We start from the raw sequence: 17,366 nt of genomic DNA, 5'->3' as shown, positions 1-17,366 counted from the left end.
TTCGCCCTCGAAAAGTCTGTAGCAGATTGCGGTGACCTTTGGCATGGCGCCTAACGCTCTGAGTTAAGCCGCGCAGCGAAGCGGCGTCGGCTTGAATGAATTGTTAGGCCCCTTGCAGGGCCGCCGCAACCGCCTGCTTGAGCAACTGCTCATCGTCTACCAGCTCACGATAGGTAGCGTATGACAGTTGGCCATCATTCACCTGACGCACAATAAATAGCGCCAAGCGCCATTCATCCGGATCCGGCTTATCAAAATCAAAATCGACTCCGCCGACATCCGGAGATTTGAAGATATCCACGCCAATTCCATGTGGCCGGACAAACCAGCAGGTGTTGGGAATGGCCCGAAAATGCCGGCACTCCCTGCTCAGAATGTCTTGAGGCTCAGACAAGCCGAACGCGCGAACCAGGAGCTCCTTGGCCCAGGCAATCTTGGCGTACCACAGAGGGATAGCTTGTTTGATCAGCTCGACATGGGGATCGGTCATGGGGCCTAACTCTGGAGTTAAGCCGACTGGCGAAGCGAGTTCGGCTTGAATGAACTGTTAGGCGGCAGTGGCCACTTACCGCTCCCCGGGCCAATGCTGCCTTGCTTGTGCAACCCAACGTGAGCCGATCATGCCACAGCTTGCAGGGTGGAGCTTGCCTGGGAAACCTTGCCGCGCGTAGCCGCCGAAGTGCGATGAAATGATTGTGGTGAGGCAGTGAAGCGTAAGGTGAAATGATGAGCTTGCCGATGCCGAGAACAGTTGGTGCTGCTACCCGGAGCCGGCCGGTGACTTGCCGATGTTGCGGCCGAAAGAAGAGGGGCCAGCCAACCCAACCCACTGCCGCCTAACTCAGGAATTAAGCCGACCCGCGCAGCGGGTTCGGCTTGAATGAACTGTTAGGCGTCAATGCCGGTGACGCCACCAACAGCAAGTACGCAGCCGTGCCCGACCATGGTCGCACCCTCCAACAGGACGAACGTTGCTCCCGGTTGGTGCAGCCAGTCAGTTGCGGGGTCTGGCCAAGCGAGTGCGACGATACTTGCAGCGAAGCGCTCGCCGCCGATGGCGCGCGGGGGCGAAGAGGCAAATACCACGCCAAGAGCCAGCGCATCAGGGGTTGAGTCTATTGGCCGCACTGTAGGGCGCCAGTCTGGGAGCTGTCTCGCACCAACGCTAGAGAGCAACTCGACTTCTATTTGAAGCTCTGGTGATCGCGCTGATCTTTTCATGACGCCTAACTCTGGAATTAAGCCGACCCGCGCAGCGTCCTGATCTCGAACTACAAAGGATTCAAGTCTTTGGACTGCGGGCTGAATTGCTGGGTGACGCATGACCCATAACTCTCCCAGGAACTGGGGACGGTAGCCGAGCTCAATGCGCTATTGAGGTTTCCGGCTTTCGTAGCTCGAAGCAATTCGTGCGCGAGACTTAGGACATGCTCCGTGGTACCCGCGGCTGAGGTGCCCAGCTCTGAACCCCATTCCTTCTGGACCGCTGACACCAACATGCCTGCAGCTACTTCGGCTCCGGTGCGTGTTTTCGGCATGGCTAACGCTCTGAGTTAAGCCGCTGCCACGAAGGGGCAGTCGGCTTGAATGAATTGTTAGGTGCGCTCGTCATCTAGGTGCTCCTTGAACTCACTCAGTGACCTTGCTCGCTGCCTCAGCTCGCTGAGTCTGACGCTCTCATGCTCCGCCCACATGATTTCGGCGCCATCCTCTAGCGGTTCAAAGATAGGCAGGAGCTCAGTCATTCCCTCAAAGACCCATTGAACTGGCACTCCCTCGGTGCCGCCCTTGTATGGACCGGTTCCCGACTTTGCGATAGCAACGACTTTGGCATAAGCCTCCTCTAGGTCGCCGGCTCTCACAATGACAGTGTTCTCCCAGACAAGAAACTTCCCGTCTGGGTCGTCATTGCCCATGGAGTCGAGCTCAATGAAACGAAGCAGGTAAGAGCCCACATACCAGCCAACGGGAGATATGCCTTTTGAGTACTCGGCCATCTGTGCTGCGCACCTAACCCTGGAATTAAGCCGACCCGCGAAGCGGGTTCGGCTTGAATGAACTGTTAGGCGGCGGTGGCCACTTACCGCTCCCCGGGCCAATGCTGCCTTGCTTGTGCAACCCAACGTGAGCCGATCATGCCACAGCTTGCGGGATGGAGCTTGCCCGGGAAACCTTGCCGAGCGTTGCTGCCGAAGTGTGAGGAAATGATTGCGGCAGAGCAGTGAAGCGTAAGACGAAGTGGCGGGCTTGCCGCTGCCAGGAACAGTTGGAATTGCTACCCGGAGCCGATCGGTGACTTGCCGATGTTGCTGCCGACAGAAGAAGGGCCAGCCAACCCAACGCACCGCCGCCTAACACCTGAATTAAGCCGCGCCGCGAAGCGGCGTCGGCTTGAATGAATTGTTAGCCGTCACTAGACGTACACCGCCCTAGTGCCTGGCTTAGAACCTGCAACGCAATCGAAAAAGCCCGCGTAGAAGAATGGAATGTTGTCACCCGCGTCGCCAGCAATACGCCCATGCACTTTTCCCCACGTGACTAGCGCAATGTGCTTTTCTGGCTCTCCAACGACAAGAATGGGCTGGTCGTATTCTCCGTGCCAGAAGAATTGGCCGCCGAACTGGCGATAAGCAACATCCAAGATATAACAGCCAACACGTTGAACGATTGCTGTGACTTGCTCTTGCGGCAGGTCTGAGAAGTAGTCGGAGGCTTCTGCGAGTATCTCCTCAACCATCTCTAGGCTCTGGGCGGTGTAGTCCAATGCACTACCAGCGCGCTCTTGGAGCATCTCGACGCCCTCCGTAGCCAAACGCTGTACTTCGTTCCTTGTATCACTCACCAAGTTCTCCCCTGTGACGGCTAACACCTATTACACCGCCCAACAGCGGCATAGCATCAAGTATGCCGCGTTAATGACGTGATGTCTTTTCTCCTAGATCCATTGAAAATCAGTTGGATAGATGAACTTCCCGAGACGGGTTTGCGATCAGTGCGCCGTGTTATGCGGCGAATAAACGGCCATAAGACCCGAAGCCGCCAATTGGCGGTGTAACAACACCCGATGCCACGTTCCAGCGAAGCTCAGAGGACTAGAGCTCCAACAGAAAGGGCGCCATGGGCGCCCTTTCTGTTGATCGTTGAAGCTTGGCGCGGCTTACTCAGCCTTGGCTGGTGCCGGCTGCGCGGCCGGTGCCGCTGCCTGCCAACCACACATCTGGCCTTCGTTCTGCTGCTTCAGCCATTCCTGCAGCGGGGAGAAGTATTCCAGCATCGGGCCGGCGTCGAGCTTGTCGTTGCCGGTCAGCTCCTTCAGCGTGGCCTGCCACGGCTGGCTGGAGCCCTTGCTCAGCATTGCCCAGAACTTCTGGCCGGCTTCCTTGTTGCCGTAGAAGCTGCACTCGTTGAGCGGGCCGGTATAGCCGGATGCATCGCACAGACCCTTGTAGAACTGGTACTGCAGGATGCGCGCGAGGAAATAGCGCAGGTACGGGGTGTTGCCGGGCACGTGGAATTTGGCACCGGCGTCGAAGAACTCTTCACCGCGTGCGCTGGCCGGGGCCACGCCCTGGTATTGGGCCTTCAGTTCCCACCACTTCTGGTTGTACTGGTCCGGCTTGATCGAGCCGTCGAACACGCCCCAGCGCCAGCGGTCGATCATCAGCCCGAACGGCAGGAACGACACGCCCGACATGGCCATGCGCATCTGCGCGTTGATGGTGGCTTCGCGGCTTTCCTGCTGCGCGCCGACCAGGCCGATCGAGTTGAGGTACTTCGGCGTCATCGCCAGCACGATGGTGTCGCCGATGGCTTCGTGGAAGCCATCGTTGGCGCCGCCCTGGAACAACGGCGGCAGCGGGTTGTAGGCCAGGTCGTAATAGATGTGGCCCAGCTCGTGGTAGATGGTGGTGAAGTTTTCCTCGTTCGGGGTGATGCACATCTTGGTGCGCACGTCCGGGCCCACATCCTTGCCGTCACCGCCCATGTTCATGTCCCAGGCGCTGGCATGACAGACCACGTTGCGATCCAACGGCTTGATGAACTGGGTGTTCTGCCAGTAGCTCTCCGGCAGCTTGGGCATGCCCAGCGACACGTAGAAGTCCTGCGCGCGCTCGGTCATCTGCTTGGCGGTCGCCAACTCGGCTTCACGCTGGGCCTTGAAACGGCTGGCCGGGTCGCTGCCACCGGCCTTGGCCAGGGCGGCGCTGAGGTTGCCCTGGTACTGCTTTTCAAGCGCGGCGGTGATGTCCAGGCTGCCGGCGTTCGGGTAGGGCGCGGTCATGTCCCACAGGTTGTTCCAGTCCTGCTGCCACATGTTGCCGGTCAGGTGTGCAGCAATCATGCCGCCGCCCACTTCGGCCTTGTCCTTGCCGTATTCCTTGTCCAGCTTGGTGCGGGTGTAGCAGTGCAACTGTTCGTACAGCGGCTTGAGCTGTCCCCACAGGCGGTCGGTTTCCGGACCGACCTGGTCGGCCGGCATGTCGTAGCCGCTGCGCCACATCTGGCCGGCATCGGTGTAGCCCAGCTCGCGGGCGCCTTCATTGACCAGCTCGACAAAGCGCTGGTAGTTGGCGCGCGACGGCACGGCGGTGGAGTGCCAGCCCTGCCATGCGTCGAGCTGCTTGTCGTAATCACGCGAGCTGGCCAGTACCTGCTCCAGGTCGCCAATCTGGCGGCAGTTCTGCTTGTCGCCTTCGCCGGTGCAGTAGGTGCCTGCGCCGTAGTCGCCTTCCAGTTTGGTGGCGATGCCCGCCAGCTCCGCAAGCTTCTGCGGGTCGCGCGGGGCAGGCATGGAGGTCATCAGCTTGAGCAGGCTGATGGCGCGCTTGGTATCGGCGCTCATCGGCTGGCCGTCGTACTTGTTGGCCTGCTCGATCCAGCCATTGAGCACGGTCAACCAGCGCTCGTTGGCCTTGGCTGCGACGCGTGCCGAATCGTCGTTGATGTAGGTGGACGACAGCCACTGCGCCGAGGTCATCTCCGGGTACATGGCCTTGTATTCGGCATTGACCCGGGCAATGAACTGGTCGGCGCTTTCGGCCGGTGCGGCCTGGGTGGTGGCCGGCTTGGCGGCGTCGGTGGCGGCGTCCTTTTTACAGGCAGCCAACGAGAGCACGGCCACGCCGACGGCGGCGGCCAGGACCAAATGACGATTCTTCACAGCAAACCCCGGTTTGTAAGTACCGGCGAAGGCTAGTGGGGCGGCGGCCGGGCCGCAAGTGGACAATGGAAGGGCTGGCATGCAGCGTCCTGCCAGGTCTGGGAATCACCTGGGTAGCGCCAGCAACCCGCGTGGCTCGGCACTAAGTGCAGTCGGCGAAGATATCCCGGGAACGGTCATAGACGCCGGTGCTGACCTGCATCAGGCCCAATACCGACGGGAACAGGTTGTCCTGGTCGGTGGGCTGCGATGCACGGTGGCGCACGCAATTCAAGTCCAGCCCACGGTCGGCCACAAACCCGGGCGAAAACCACATGACCATCGGTACGCGGGTCTGCTCCTGAGGAGCGATCGCATACGGCATGCCATGCAGATACAGGCCCTTCTCACCCAGCGATTCTCCATGGTCGGACAGGTAGATCATGGCGGTGTCGTAGTCATCCAGGCTGCGCAGGCTGGCGATGGTGCGGCTCAGGAAGTGATCGGTGTAACGGATGGCGTTGTCGTAACTGTTGACGATCTCATCGCGGCTGCACTTGCCCAGGTCCGGGGTGTCGCAGGTGGGGGCGAATTGACGGAACTGCGCCGGGTAGCGCTGGAAGTAGCTGGGACCGTGGTTGCCCAGTTGGTGCAGTACCACCACCCGGTCACCGGGCTTGGCACGTACCTGTGCGGCCAGGTTGTCGATGAGGATTTCGTCCATGCAGCGGCCGTCGGCGCACAAGCCGGGCAGGGTAGCGTCGTCCAGGCGCTCGATTGCCAGGCCGTCGCACACACCCTTGCAGCCGGACTGGTTGTCGCGCCACAAGGTGCTGATGCCGGCGTGTTCCAGCACGTGCAAGAGTGATTGGTGGCTGCGGATCTTTTTCTCGTCGTAGTCGTGGCGACCGAAGGGCGAGAACATGCACGGCAGCGATACCTCGGTACTTGAGCCGCAGGCGTGCATGTCAGGGAAGTTGATCACGCCGGTCTGGGCCAGCTCCGGGGTGGTCTGGCGGGCATAGCCGTTCAAGCCCCAGTTCTGTGCGCGCACGGTTTCGCCGACCACCACAACCAGCAGCCGTGGCTTGCTGCCAGCAGCGCGTGGCATCAGCTTGGCGTCGGCGCCAACGGGAAGCTTGGGCTGTTTCTTGATCGGGCTGGCGCTGGACAGGTTCTGCTTCAAGGCAATCAGATAGTTCACCGGCGTGGCCAGGTAGCGCACCTCGCGGTGGTTGCGCATCAAGGCCGAGATGTCCTGGAACGATGCCATCGCACCGGCGCCGGTTACCACCAGCACGCCAGCGATGAAGGCCAGGCGCCACAGCAACGCCTTGCCCCAGCTGCGCCTGCGCAGTCTTACCCGCCACAGCAGCAATACCGGCAGCAGGCCATAACCCAGCAGCGGCAGGATAAGGGCAGGGGTCATCAGCTCGCTGCTTTCCTTGCGATCGGTGGCAAGGACATTGCGCAGCATGTCCGCGTCCAGGTAGACGTTGAAGCTGTTCATGTAATGCACCGCAAACGCGGTGGTGATCAGCAGCAGCGTCAGCAGCACCTTGGCATTCCAGCGCCACAGCAGCAGGCCCATCAGCAAGGCGTGTACGCCTACCAGCAGGGCCAACAGTGATACCGCGAACAACGGGTTGCCAGGGTTGGCAGCCATCGCGCTGCGCCAGAACAAGGTGTTGCAGACCAGCGCGAAGAACAGGCTGGCGGCGATGATCAAGGTTTCGGTGGTGATTTCCGGCCGAAACGCCAGCAGCTTGCCCCACGCAATGCGCAGCGGATTGGGCCGAGTAAGGGCGATGCTCATGCGCCTTCTCCGGCGACACTGGAAGCCGGCGCGCGGATGCGTGCAGGCGAGGGGGAGGGCGCGAACATCCAGGCGTAAAGCAGCACGGCAACCAGCCAGCTGATGGCCAACGACCACAGGTCATGGGAAAGGAAATGCGCGCCGCGCAGCTGCTGGGTGATACCGAAAACCGCACCTATCGCCAGCGGGATCACCAAGGCCGGCCAACGCCACTGCGGCCGGACCTGCAGCATGAAGAAGTACAGTGCAATCCACGCATAGCCGGAACCGGCATGTCCGGCGGGGAAACAGGCTGCGTGGCCGAGCAGGACCGGGCGCTGCTCGAACAGACCGATGAACGGGCGCAGGCCGCCATAACGCTGCAGGTCCCACGGGCAGTCCATATGCGTCCAGGACTTGAGCAGCGCGACGATGCCGGTGGACAAGGCAACCGACAACAGCAGGTAAGCCAAGGGGCGCTGCAAGGGCTTCCAGCGCGCATCCATGCTGCCGCGGATCAGGCCGAGAATGACCAGGGCGGCAGCGAAGAAGCTGAGGTTGCGGCCGCCCTTGTGTACCAGGTGACTGGCCCACCAGGCGTCCTTGGCGGCCCACTGACCACCTTGCAGGTGGAACAGTTGATCAGCCAGCCATTGGTCCACGCCGCCTGCCATCAGTACGGTGCTGGCCCCCAGGGCCAACAGCAGTGGCAACCCGAGCGCACGGCCCGCGAAGGCGACGCGGCTTGCCGGTTGCGGGGACTGGGTCAGGGAAAGTTGCCGAGGCAGGAGCATGGAGCAGGCAGACCATCAGGAGGATGGCGGCATGCTGTTCCTGCGCGTGTCGGAGACCAGTCGGAGCGATGTGGGATTTATGTCGGAACTTCAGATTGGGCGAGGGCGGCGGAAGCGTCCGCCCTCGCCCGTACTACGTGCGCGGTTCTAGTCGCTGTCGTCCTGTGCTGCGGCATCGCCGCCTTCCACCACGCCGTGGGTGCGGGCCACACACTCGGCTTGCAGCGCAGTGCCTGGCAACAGTTGCCAGTTGTTGCGGTTGGCGCTGCCGATGTCGATCACCTGGCTGCGGTCGGCGCAGGGGGACATGACCTTGTCGAGAACGAACAGCCAGCGGTGCTGCGGATCCTGTGTGACCCAGCGCGCGGCATCCTCCCACTGTTCGGCAACAGGTCGTTTGAAGCCGAAATCCGTGGCTTGCGGATGGGTCTGCAGCAGGTTCTGTTCACGCCAGGCGACCATGCCCAATTCAGCATCGGGGCCGATGCGTGCGCGCACCTTGTCCATCACCAGCGACGCCGAACTGTAGGGGTCCAGCGCCGGCATTGCGCCCAGGCCGTACATCGACCAGAGCAGCACCGTGGTCAGGACCACGGCCAAACCGGCTCGGCGCAAGCGCAGCACCGCCACCAGCAGCAGACTGGCGATCGCGAAACCGATCAACCACCAGCCCACCTGCGGCAGGATCCATGGGTCGATCGCGCGTTTCATGGCGTTGCGCTGCGCCCAGCCATCGCCATGCACGGCGCCGTAGCCGACCACCAGTGTGGCCACCGCCAGCACCACGACATACAGCAGCAACAGCCAGCGCACGCCGGTCCGTCGGAGCAGGCCCGGCAGCAGTGGGGCTGCGGCTACGGCCAAGGCGGGCAGCATCGGCAGAATGTAGACCTCGCGCTTGCCCGGGCTGGCGCTGAAGAACACAAGCACCAGCAAGGCCCAGCCCAACAACAGGAGGTAACGCGGATCGGCACGGCGGCAGCGGCGCCACCAGGCCGGCAGCAGCCACGGGGCCAGCAGGCTGCCCGGCAGCCACAATGTGGCCATCACCTGCAGGTAGTACCAGAACGGCTGGTGGTGGTGCCAGGCGTTGGCGTAGCGGGTGCCGGTCTGTTTGAACAGCAGTTCCTTGGCATAGGCCTGCAGGTGTGGGTCGGGATCCTGCACGAGGGCAATGGCCAGGGGTCCCAGCCAGATCGCGGTGCCGGCCAGGAAGGCTGGCAGCAACAGCCACCACCCCCAACTGCGGCCCGGGCCGGCGGCCTGCGGATGCCGCCAGCGCCACGCCATCCAGGGCAACAGCATCAGCAGAGGCAGAAAACCCACGCCCTTGGTCACCGTGCCGGCGCCCGCGGCAAAGCAGGCCAAGGCGAAGGCGCCCCAGTTCGGGCCCAACAGCAGATGCCGTACCAGGCCCCACAAGGCCAGCGTGGTCATGCCGACCAGCACCATGTCGATCTGTGCACGCTTGGCCATCAGTCCGAACTGGATGCAGACGAACAGTGCCACGACCGCATAGCGCGCAATCTGCCGGTTCCACAGCCGGCGGCTCATGTCCCAGGTCAGCCACAGCGTCAGCAGCGCTGCCAGCAGCGAGGGCAACAGGAAGGACAGGTTCCAGCTGCCGAGCAACTTGTAGGTTGCCGCCTGTATCCACATGAAGGTGGCCGGCTTTTCCGCATACAGCTCACTGCCCCGATGGGGCAGCAGCCATTGCCCGGTCTCCACCATGTGCCGGGCCGCAAGTACGAAGCGGGGTTCATCCGGGGGGGTAGGTGAGCGCATGCCCAGGCCGGCCAGCAGGCTGGCAACGACCAGCGCGATGAGGATGGCGAACCAGAGGCGGTGGGAAGAACGAGGGGATGAGGTCGGGCGCACGAGGGGCTCGGGGTCAAAGGCTGGCAGGATCATGACGTGTTCAACGTTGGAAACGCGTCGAAGCCCGGCTTGGCGGGTTTCCGACGCCATTCCGACGACGTCGGCGCTAGGATACGTCGACATGACCCCGTTCCGGGGTGGCAAGGTTACGCCCGCATGCGGCTGCTGGTCATTGAAGACAATCGCAATCTGATCGCCAACCTGTTCGATTATTTCGAAGCGCGCGGGCATACCCTGGATGTGGCTCCCGATGGCATTACCGGGCTGCACCTGGCGGGCACGCAGAACTATGACGCCATCCTGTTGGACTGGATGTTGCCGCGCATGGAAGGGCCGGAAGTGCTGCGCAAACTGCGCGAGGACTTCCGCTCCGAAGTGCCGGTGATCATGCTGACCGCGCGCGACGAGTTGCCGGACAAGATCGCCGGGTTCCGGGCCGGTGCCGATGACTACCTCACCAAGCCGTTCGCGCTGCCTGAGCTGGAGGTGCGGCTGGATGCCGTGCTTGCGCGTACCCGCGGCCGTAACCCGCGCAAGTTGCTGGAAGTGCACGACCTGCAATTGGACCTGGCAACGCTGGAAGCGCAACGCGCGGGGCAGGTGCTGCACCTGTACCCGGCCTGCCGCAAACTGCTGGAAGTGCTGATGCGCGCCAGCCCCGCCGCGGTGCCGCGCGACCAGTTGGAGTACGCGCTGTGGGGCGACGAGCCACCCGATGGCGACATGCTGCGCTCCCATATCTATGAGTTGCGCCGCGCCGTGGATGGCCCGTTCGAACAGAAGCTGCTGCACACCTTGCCGCGAGTTGGCTACCGCCTGTCCGTGCCGGCCCCGGAAAGTAGCCGATGACCCGTCGCACGCTTCGACGCAAGCTGCTGGGCTGGCTGTCGATCTACGTCGCGCTGGTGACCCTGGCTGTGTTCAGTGCGGCCAACTATGTGCATGAGCATGCCGAGCATGCGGTGTGGCGGTCGCTGCTGAACACCGAGCTGGACAGCATCATCGGCCAGATGCGTGGCGATCCGGAGTACCGCTGGCAGAATTCGGACACCCTGCATTTTTTCAGCGCCAATGAACCCGGCGGGATCCCGCAGGCGCTGATGACGCTGCGGCCGGGACTGCACGATGGGGCCTTGCTGGAAGGCAAGCAAGCTGCGGTGATGGTGCGCGACACCTCTGACTTCGGGCGGGTGGTGTTGGCGCTGGACATCAGCGATTTCGGTGAGCTCGAGCACTTCGTCACCCGCTGGGCGCTGCTGGCGGGCGTCGCCTTGCTGCTGGTGACCCTGCTGATGGCGTGGGTGGGCATGACCCGCCTGGTACGGCCATTGTCAGTGCTTGCACAGGACATCGCGAACCTGCGCCCTGAGCGCAAGGGTCAGCAGATCGTCGTTGATCGCCGTGGTAGCACCGAGCTGGAAGTGATTGCCGGTGCGTTGAATGACTACCTGCAGAGAAACGAACATTTCGTCGAGCGCGAGCGTGCCTTCATCAGCACGGCCAGCCACGAGTTACGCACGCCGATCGCGGTGATCACCGGCGCTGCCGAGCTTGCGCTGGAGCAACCTGGCATGCCGGACCGCGCGCGCCACCAACTGCAGCGCGTGCGTGCCACCGCAGGTGGCGTGGAGCAGTTGATCCAGCTGCTGCTGGTGTTGGCGCGCGATCCCGCGCGATTGGTGGCGATGAGTGAGCTGGTGGCGCTGGAGCAGCTGTTGCCGGAGATCGTCGAGGATCACCGCTATCTCGCCACGGGCAAGGAATTGCAACTGCAACTGGAGGAGTTGGCACCCTGCCGCATCCTTGCACCACTGGCAGTGGTACAGGCGGCGATAGGCAACCTGCTGCGCAATGCGATTGAAAACAGCGACCGCGGCGTGGTGCGTCTTGGCGTTACTGCAGGAGCCGTGTTGACCATCGAAGACCCAGGGCATGGCATGAGCCCTGAGGAAGTGGCGCAGGTCTACGCCCGCATGGCCAAGGGGGAGCGCAGCCCGGGCGCCGGCATTGGCCTGGACCTGATTGGGCGGCTTTGCGAGCACCTGGGCTGGCGGTTGCAGATAGATTCGCAACCAGAGCACGGTACGCGGGTAACGCTGGACATGAGCAGCTCGCAACCTGACCGGTAGCAGCGGCGCAAGCCGCAAACAAGCCAACTCCTGTAGTGCCGAGCCATGCTCGGCAGAGGCTTTCCCGGTAAAGCCCATTGCCGAGCATGGCTCGGCACTACCTGTGGGCGCGCGCCGAGACGTTGAGTGCGGGCAACGCTTCGGCAGAGGCTCATCGGTGGAAGCGGTGCAAGCCGCGAACAAGCCAGCCCCTATGGTGCCGAGCCATGCTCGGCAGAGGCTTTCCCGGTAAACCCCATTGCCGAGCATGGCTCGGCGCTGCCTGTCGGGCTGCGTTATGACGCAGTTGCCGGCAATAGATCGCGTTCGATCAACCAACGACGGGCATCGTCCGCATCCTGCTCGAACCAGGCCTGGGTCGAGCCCAGCCGATAGGTGTAGCCCCAGCTGTCCATGTCGGCCATCAATCGCGCGCTGCCAACACCGGGCAACTGCTCGGCCAGCACGATCTGCAGATAGCAGGTGGCATCCTCTTCCGGTACCGAATCGGTGGCGTCGGTGTGCACCTGCGCGCGTCGCTCGGGCGGCAGCACGATCAGGTGGCAGGATTCGTGCAGCATCGAGTGCACCGGCGTGTCGTCACGTACATATACATCGCAGGCGATGATGCCGGCCTCCGGTTCACCCCAATAGCTGCCGGGGATCTTCTGGCCTGCATCGACATGGTTCAAACGCAGGCCATGGCGAGCCAACAGCGCAGCGGCGGCATCCCATGGGATATCGCCGACGCACAGCACGCTGGCGCTGGATTCAGGGGCAGGGGTGTCGTTCACGGTATCTGCCCGGCGGCATGGCCGCCGGGTCCTTGTTACTTGTCGTCGGGCAGCGCCACGGAAATGTCGAGCACGTCATTGGCGCCATCCTTGACCAGGTCAACCTTGACCGCGTCGGCGTCGATGTTCACGTACTTCTTGATCACTTCCAGCAGCTCACGCTGCAGCAGCGGCAGGTAATCCGGGCCGCCACGGTTGCTGCGTTCCTGCGCGATGATGATCTGCAGGCGGTTTTTCGCGGTTTCGGCGGTAGTCTTCTTCTGCTTAAGGAAGTCGAGCAGTCCCATGCTTATCCTCCAAACAGCTTGCTGAAGAAGCCTTTCTTCTCCACGGTGGTGAAGCGCATCGGGCGCTCCTCGCCAAGGATGCGGCTGACCGCGTCCTCATAGGCCTGGCCGGCCGGGGATTCGGTGTCCAGGATCACCGGCTCACCCTTGTTGGAGGCGTTGAGCACGTCGCCAGACTCCGGGATCACGCCGATGGCCTTCAGCCCCAGCACTTCTTCCACGTCGGTGATGCTCAGCATCTCGCCGCTTTCCACGCGGGTCGGGCTGTAGCGGGTCAGCAGCAGGAAGGCCGGGACCGGCTTGCCGGCTTCGGCATTGGCGGTCTTGGAGTCCAACAGGCCGATGATGCGGTCCGAGTCGCGCACCGAGGACACTTCCGGGTTCACCACCACAACTGCGCGGTCGGCGAAGTACATCGCCAGGAAGGCACCCTTTTCGATGCCGGCCGGCGAGTCGCAGATGATGAAATCGAAGCCGTCGGCAGCCAGATCCTTGAGGACCTTCTCCACGCCTTCCTTGTTCAGTGCGTCCTTGTCGCGGGTCTGTGAGGCAGCCAGCACGTACAGGTTCTCGAAGCGCTTGTCCTTGATCAGGGCCTGCTTCAGCGTGGCCTCACCGTGGACCACGTTGACGAAGTCATATACCACCCGGCGCTCGCAGCCCATGATCAGGTCGAGGTTGCGCAGGCCGACGTCGAAGTCGATGACGGCGACTTTCTTGCCGCGACGGGCGAGGCCACATGCGAGGCTGGCGCTTGAGGTGGTCTTGCCAACGCCGCCCTTGCCGGAGGTGACTACGAGAATTTCAGCCAAAGGATTACTCCTGGAGTTCTGTGTGGGCCGCCGCGTCAATCAAGCGCAGCGATCATGATTTGGTCCTGTTCCAGCCACACCTGTACGGCTTTGCCGCGCAGGTTGTCAGGAATATCGTCCAGTACCTTATACCGTCCTGCAATGGCAACCAGTTCAGCATGGAAGTCGCGGCAGAAGATGCGCGCGCCCTCGTTGCCTTGAGCGCCGGCCAAAGCCCGGCCCCGCAGCGTACCGTAGATATGGATGCTGCCATCGGCAATGACCTCGGCGCCGGCACCCACCGTTGAGAGTACGGTCAGGTCGCAGTTCTCGGCGTACAGCTGCTGGCCGGAGCGGACGGTGGTCAGCTGCATGCGGCCGACCTGTGCCACGGCGGCGGCCGGGGCGGGCGGCGGCGGGGGCGCCGGTTCGGCTGCGCGCTTCTTGGGCGGCGGGGGTGGGGCGGGTTCGGCCTCGGCGCGCTCGTATTGGGCGCGGAACTTGGCCAGCAGCGGCAGGCCAAGCTGTTCGGAAAGGGTTTCGGTTTCACTGGTGCCGTAGGCCAGGGCAACCGGCAATACGCCGGCGTCGCGCAGGCCGTTGACCAGTTCCTGGGCGGTGGCCCGGTCCGGGACCTGGCTGAGCCCGCCGAAATCCAGGATCACCGCGGCGCGGCCAAACAGTTTGGGTGCACGGGCCACGCGCTCGCGCATTTCCTGGGTCAGGCGCGCCACGTCGAGGGTGCGGATACGCAGGTTGGCAATGCCGACCTGCCCGATTTTCAGTTCACCAGCTTGTTCGTAATCCAAATTCACTGCCATCTCAGGTTCCCGTCGGCCGTTGCTGCAACGGCCGGCGTGTGTTGCCTACCCAAGGGACGTCGGGCAGGTTGTCGCCATAGGTTTCCTTCACCCATTCGTAGCTGCACAGGTCCTTGAGCAGCATGCTGGCACGCACGTCGACGGCCGGCATGGTGTTCTGGCCAACCTCGCGGAAGCCGAAGCTGCCATGGAACAGCAACGCGGCGTCGGCGCCATGGTCCAGGAAAACCTCGCATGCCATCTGCGGGTAACGCAACTCGGCATAGCTCTGCGCGTCGGCGTAGAACGCACGGCCCACGCCACCACCACGGCGGCGGCTGGCCACCACGATGCGGTCAATGTAGAAGAAGCTGGGGTAACGCTGCTGGAACCAGGCGAAGTTGCAGCTGTCGTGATCGCTATGGCTGCCATAGCCGACCAGAAAGCCGGCCATGTTGCCGTCACGCTCGGCGACGCGGAAATACTCGGCTGTTTCGTAAAAACGCCGCACCTTGGCGGCATCCAGCGGCAGGATCGCGAGACCGGCGTTGTTGTTCAGTGCCAGAACCGAATCGAGCTCGTGCTCGCGCACGTCGCGGATGACAATCGACATTGTGACTCCGGGGGTGAAGCGGTCGGCCCTGGTGGGCTGTCGGCGGATTATCGCATGGCTGGCCGGGTCGGGCGAGTCGCTGCCGGTACGTAGAAGCATGACTTCCGTGGGAGGGCGCAAAGGCCCGGCGCTCCGTACCATGCACGCATGTTGGGATATCTCAGTCATACCCGTGTTCTCCGCCTGGCGGGCCTCTTCACCTGGGCCATCGTCGCCTTGCCGTTGATCTATACCCAGTACGCGCTGCAGGACGAGGTCGCTCTGGTACGTCCGGGCGAGGGGCTGTGGCTGGGGCTGGTCTATTTCGCGTTCGGCGCCTGCTATTTCTGGCTGACCCGTGGCTTGAGTAGTGGCGGTCATGCGCATTGGTATGACCGTCTGTTGCTGCTGGTACTTACGGTATGCGCCTTGGCGGTGAGTTTCCTCAATGGCTCGGGGCTGGGCAGCATCCTGATGATGGTGGCGGCCGGGGTGATCCCCTGGTTGCTGCCGGTGCGGCTGGGCGTGGCGTGGTTGCTGGTCAGCCAGCTGACGGTGCTGCCGGTGTACTCGATGCTGGGCTTCTCGTTGTTCGAGGCATTGATGCAATCGCTGCTGTACGGCGGTTTCTCTTTGTTCATCTTTGTCACGAGCCTGGTAGCGCGCCAGCAGACCCAGGCGCGTGAGGAACAGCGCCGGCTCAATGCCGAGCTGCGGGCCACGCGCCTGCTGCTGGCAGAGAGCGCGCGGGTCAACGAGCGCACCCGCATTTCGCGCGAGCTGCACGATCTGCTGGGCCATCACCTGACCGCGCTCAGCCTGAACCTCGAAGTGGCCGGGCATATCACCGAGGGGCAGGCGCAGGAGCACGTGCGCCAGGCCCATACCTTGGCCAAATTGCTGCTTACCGACGTGCGCGAGGCGGTAAGCCAGTTGCGCGAAAGCGGCGCCATCGACCTGGCGGCGGCCTTGCGGCCCTTGGCCGAGCGGGTGCCGTCGCTGCAGATCCACCTGGATATCGCTGAGCCCTTGAATGTGGAGGACCCCGAGCGGGCCCACGTCATGCTGCGTTGTACCCAGGAGATCATCACCAACGCGGTGCGCCACGCCGGCGCACGCAATCTCTGGATCAAGGTCGTGAAGGATGATGGCCAGATCGTCATCGATGCACATGATGACGGCATCGGTGGCGATGATGATGCGATCATGCCCGGAAATGGCCTGCGGGGCATGCGCGAGCGGCTGGATCAGCTGGGCGGACGGCTGGATGTGTCGGCACGTCGGGGCGAAGGTTTCTTCCTTCGCGCCAGTCTGCCGGTGGTAACCAATATGATGCTGGCCTCGGGGCCGCAAGGAGTGAACTGATGATCCGTGTCTGCCTGGTCGACGACCAAACCCTGGTACGGCAGGGCATCCGCTCACTGCTGGCACTGGATGACTCCATCGAGGTGGTGGCCGAAGCCACCGACGGCCAGCAGGCGGTGGAGATCATTCCCACCGTGGCGCCGGACGTGGTGTTGATGGACATGCGCATGCCGGTGATGTCTGGGCTGGAGGCGCTGCAGACCCTGTCGCGGCTGGGCAAGCTGCCGCCGTCTATCATCCTGACCACGTTTGACGATGACCAGTTGGTGCTCGCCGGGCTCAAAGCCGGTGCCAAGGGCTATCTGCTCAAGGACGTGACGCTGGAGCAGTTGGTTGGGGCAATCCGCACCGTTGCCGGAGGCGGTTCGCTCGTACAGCCGGCCGTTACCCAGCGCCTGTTGTCGGGCCTGGAACACATGCGCAACGAGTTCGTCAGCCTCGACCGGCCGGATCCGCTCACGGATCGTGAAACCGAGATCCTGCGGCTGATGGCCAGCGGTTTTTCCAACAAGGAGATCGCCAACTCGCTGGGCGTGGCCGAAGGCACCATCAAGAACCACGTCTCCAACATCCTGTCCAAGCTGGGCGTGCGTGACCGTACCCGGGCAGTGCTCAAGGCATTTGAGCTGCAGTTGGTCTGACCTCGCCGGGGCGCTGTCGAGGGCAGGGAGGCCTGCCTGAACAGGTTGCCGCGGCGGATTTGCAAATGTCTGCACACAAGGCTGGTGCAGGCGCCCCGGCAGGGGGAAAATAGCCGCAAGGCCACTCACCGTGGCCCGTACTATCGGTTGAAAGTGCGTAGGGTTGATGCTTGATGCGCTAACCTTCGTGCCGTCGATGGAACAGCGCACGCCGGCAATGGAAACCGGTGCGCCATTTGTCTTCAACAACCTGCGAAAAGCCTGATAGGATGGGGGCTTCGCTTCAATCAACCCGGCCGTGGGATCGGCCCCGGAGACTCCTGAATGACCCGTATTATCGAGTTCCTTATCGCCTTGGGGATCGTGGCTGGCCTGTTCGTC

The 17,366-nt window shown here is 63.0% G+C and carries 16 protein-coding genes; 4 read left to right on the top strand and 12 right to left on the bottom strand.

Annotated features, from left to right (window positions below; genetic code table 11):
* Positions 1 to 103: 103 nt before the first annotated feature.
* From RT460_RS18190 to RT460_RS18160, 7 genes are all read right to left on the bottom strand, one after another.
* Positions 104 to 490, bottom strand: coding sequence for a hypothetical protein (locus RT460_RS18190; RefSeq protein ID WP_313321034.1), 387 nt, complete (start codon positions 488 to 490; stop codon positions 104 to 106).
* 1,105 nt (positions 491 to 1,595) lie between these two features.
* The gene (locus RT460_RS18185; RefSeq protein WP_313321032.1) at positions 1,596 to 1,997 is read right to left on the bottom strand and encodes a DUF4288 domain-containing protein; all 402 of its coding nucleotides are present in this window, start codon (positions 1,995 to 1,997) and stop codon (positions 1,596 to 1,598) included.
* 416 nt (positions 1,998 to 2,413) lie between these two features.
* Positions 2,414 to 2,764 (bottom strand): hypothetical protein, encoded by a 351-nt coding sequence (locus RT460_RS18180; protein ID WP_313321030.1) that lies wholly within the window; start codon positions 2,762 to 2,764, stop codon positions 2,414 to 2,416.
* Between the two features lie 393 nt (positions 2,765 to 3,157).
* Positions 3,158 to 5,161, bottom strand: coding sequence for a M2 family metallopeptidase (locus RT460_RS18175; RefSeq protein ID WP_313321028.1), 2,004 nt, complete (start codon positions 5,159 to 5,161; stop codon positions 3,158 to 3,160).
* 142 nt (positions 5,162 to 5,303) lie between these two features.
* Complete coding sequence (locus tag RT460_RS18170; protein ID WP_313321026.1) at positions 5,304 to 6,956, bottom strand: phosphoethanolamine--lipid A transferase; 1,653 nt, start codon at positions 6,954 to 6,956, stop codon at positions 5,304 to 5,306.
* On the bottom strand, positions 6,953 to 7,729 hold the full coding sequence (locus tag RT460_RS18165) for a phosphatase PAP2 family protein (protein ID WP_313321024.1): 777 nt from the start codon (positions 7,727 to 7,729) through the stop codon (positions 6,953 to 6,955). Before RT460_RS18165 ends, RT460_RS18170 begins: the two co-directional genes overlap by 4 nt.
* 147 nt (positions 7,730 to 7,876) lie before the next feature.
* Entirely contained in the window at positions 7,877 to 9,514 is a 1,638-nt protein-coding gene (locus RT460_RS18160; RefSeq protein WP_313321036.1) for a glycosyltransferase family 39 protein, read from the bottom strand.
* Between the two features lie 249 nt (positions 9,515 to 9,763).
* Between RT460_RS18160 and RT460_RS18155 the strand changes: the two genes are divergently transcribed.
* Positions 9,764 to 10,456, top strand: a complete 693-nt coding sequence (locus tag RT460_RS18155) for a response regulator transcription factor (protein WP_313321022.1) — start codon at positions 9,764 to 9,766, stop codon at positions 10,454 to 10,456.
* Positions 10,453 to 11,736, top strand: a complete 1,284-nt coding sequence (locus RT460_RS18150) for a HAMP domain-containing sensor histidine kinase (RefSeq protein WP_313321020.1) — start codon at positions 10,453 to 10,455, stop codon at positions 11,734 to 11,736. Before RT460_RS18155 ends, RT460_RS18150 begins: the two co-directional genes overlap by 4 nt.
* Before the next feature lie 275 nt (positions 11,737 to 12,011).
* Here the strand turns inward: RT460_RS18150 and RT460_RS18145 are convergent, their stop codons facing one another.
* The 5 genes from RT460_RS18145 to RT460_RS18125 are packed head-to-tail and all read right to left on the bottom strand — an operon-like array spanning position 12,012 to position 15,000.
* Complete coding sequence (locus RT460_RS18145) at positions 12,012 to 12,509, bottom strand: hypothetical protein (protein ID WP_313321018.1); 498 nt, start codon at positions 12,507 to 12,509, stop codon at positions 12,012 to 12,014.
* 35 nt (positions 12,510 to 12,544) lie between these two features.
* Complete coding sequence (gene minE / locus RT460_RS18140; protein WP_313321016.1) at positions 12,545 to 12,796, bottom strand: cell division topological specificity factor MinE; 252 nt, start codon at positions 12,794 to 12,796, stop codon at positions 12,545 to 12,547.
* Between the two features lie 2 nt (positions 12,797 to 12,798).
* Complete coding sequence (gene minD, locus RT460_RS18135; protein ID WP_313321014.1) at positions 12,799 to 13,608, bottom strand: septum site-determining protein MinD; 810 nt, start codon at positions 13,606 to 13,608, stop codon at positions 12,799 to 12,801.
* Positions 13,609 to 13,643: 35 nt separating this feature from the next.
* Entirely contained in the window at positions 13,644 to 14,408 is a 765-nt protein-coding gene (gene minC, locus RT460_RS18130; protein ID WP_313321012.1) for a septum site-determining protein MinC, read from the bottom strand.
* A gap of 1 nt (position 14,409) precedes the next feature.
* Positions 14,410 to 15,000: a GNAT family N-acetyltransferase gene (locus RT460_RS18125; RefSeq protein WP_313321010.1), complete on the bottom strand. Its 591-nt coding sequence runs from the start codon at positions 14,998 to 15,000 to the stop codon at positions 14,410 to 14,412.
* Positions 15,001 to 15,147: 147 nt separating this feature from the next.
* Between RT460_RS18125 and RT460_RS18120 the strand changes: the two genes are divergently transcribed.
* Positions 15,148 to 16,344, top strand: a complete 1,197-nt coding sequence (locus tag RT460_RS18120; RefSeq protein WP_313321009.1) for a histidine kinase — start codon at positions 15,148 to 15,150, stop codon at positions 16,342 to 16,344.
* Positions 16,344 to 16,985, top strand: coding sequence for a response regulator transcription factor (locus tag RT460_RS18115; protein ID WP_313321008.1), 642 nt, complete (start codon positions 16,344 to 16,346; stop codon positions 16,983 to 16,985). The genes RT460_RS18120 and RT460_RS18115 overlap by 1 nt, the downstream gene beginning before the upstream one ends.
* Positions 16,986 to 17,366 lie beyond the last annotated feature (381 nt).

The organism is Stenotrophomonas sp. (genome assembly GCF_032061965.1).
In the GTDB taxonomy this organism is placed as follows: Bacteria; Pseudomonadota; Gammaproteobacteria; order Xanthomonadales; family Xanthomonadaceae; genus Stenotrophomonas.
The sequence above is the reverse complement of the archived record's forward strand: the minus strand, read 5'-3'. Positions and strand labels throughout refer to the sequence as shown.

Bases quoted from the DNA above. Each gene is read 5' to 3' on its own strand.
- RT460_RS18150 (WP_313321020.1), top strand. From the start codon at position 10,453: ATGACCCGTCGCACGCTTCGACGCAAGCTGCTGGGCTGGCTGTCGATC.
- RT460_RS18125 (WP_313321010.1), bottom strand. From the start codon at position 15,000: ATGTCGATTGTCATCCGCGACGTGCGCGAGCACGAGCTCGATTCGGTT.
- RT460_RS18170 (WP_313321026.1), bottom strand. From the start codon at position 6,956: ATGAGCATCGCCCTTACTCGGCCCAATCCGCTGCGCATTGCGTGGGGC.
- minE (WP_313321016.1), bottom strand. From the start codon at position 12,796: ATGGGACTGCTCGACTTCCTTAAGCAGAAGAAGACTACCGCCGAAACC.
- minC (WP_313321012.1), bottom strand. From the start codon at position 14,408: ATGGCAGTGAATTTGGATTACGAACAAGCTGGTGAACTGAAAATCGGG.
- RT460_RS18190 (WP_313321034.1), bottom strand. From the start codon at position 490: ATGACCGATCCCCATGTCGAGCTGATCAAACAAGCTATCCCTCTGTGG.
- RT460_RS18120 (WP_313321009.1), top strand. From the start codon at position 15,148: ATGTTGGGATATCTCAGTCATACCCGTGTTCTCCGCCTGGCGGGCCTC.
- RT460_RS18165 (WP_313321024.1), bottom strand. From the start codon at position 7,729: ATGCTCCTGCCTCGGCAACTTTCCCTGACCCAGTCCCCGCAACCGGCA.
- RT460_RS18155 (WP_313321022.1), top strand. From the start codon at position 9,764: ATGCGGCTGCTGGTCATTGAAGACAATCGCAATCTGATCGCCAACCTG.
- RT460_RS18160 (WP_313321036.1), bottom strand. From the start codon at position 9,514: ATGCGCTCACCTACCCCCCCGGATGAACCCCGCTTCGTACTTGCGGCC.
- RT460_RS18115 (WP_313321008.1), top strand. From the start codon at position 16,344: ATGATCCGTGTCTGCCTGGTCGACGACCAAACCCTGGTACGGCAGGGC.
- RT460_RS18185 (WP_313321032.1), bottom strand. From the start codon at position 1,997: ATGGCCGAGTACTCAAAAGGCATATCTCCCGTTGGCTGGTATGTGGGC.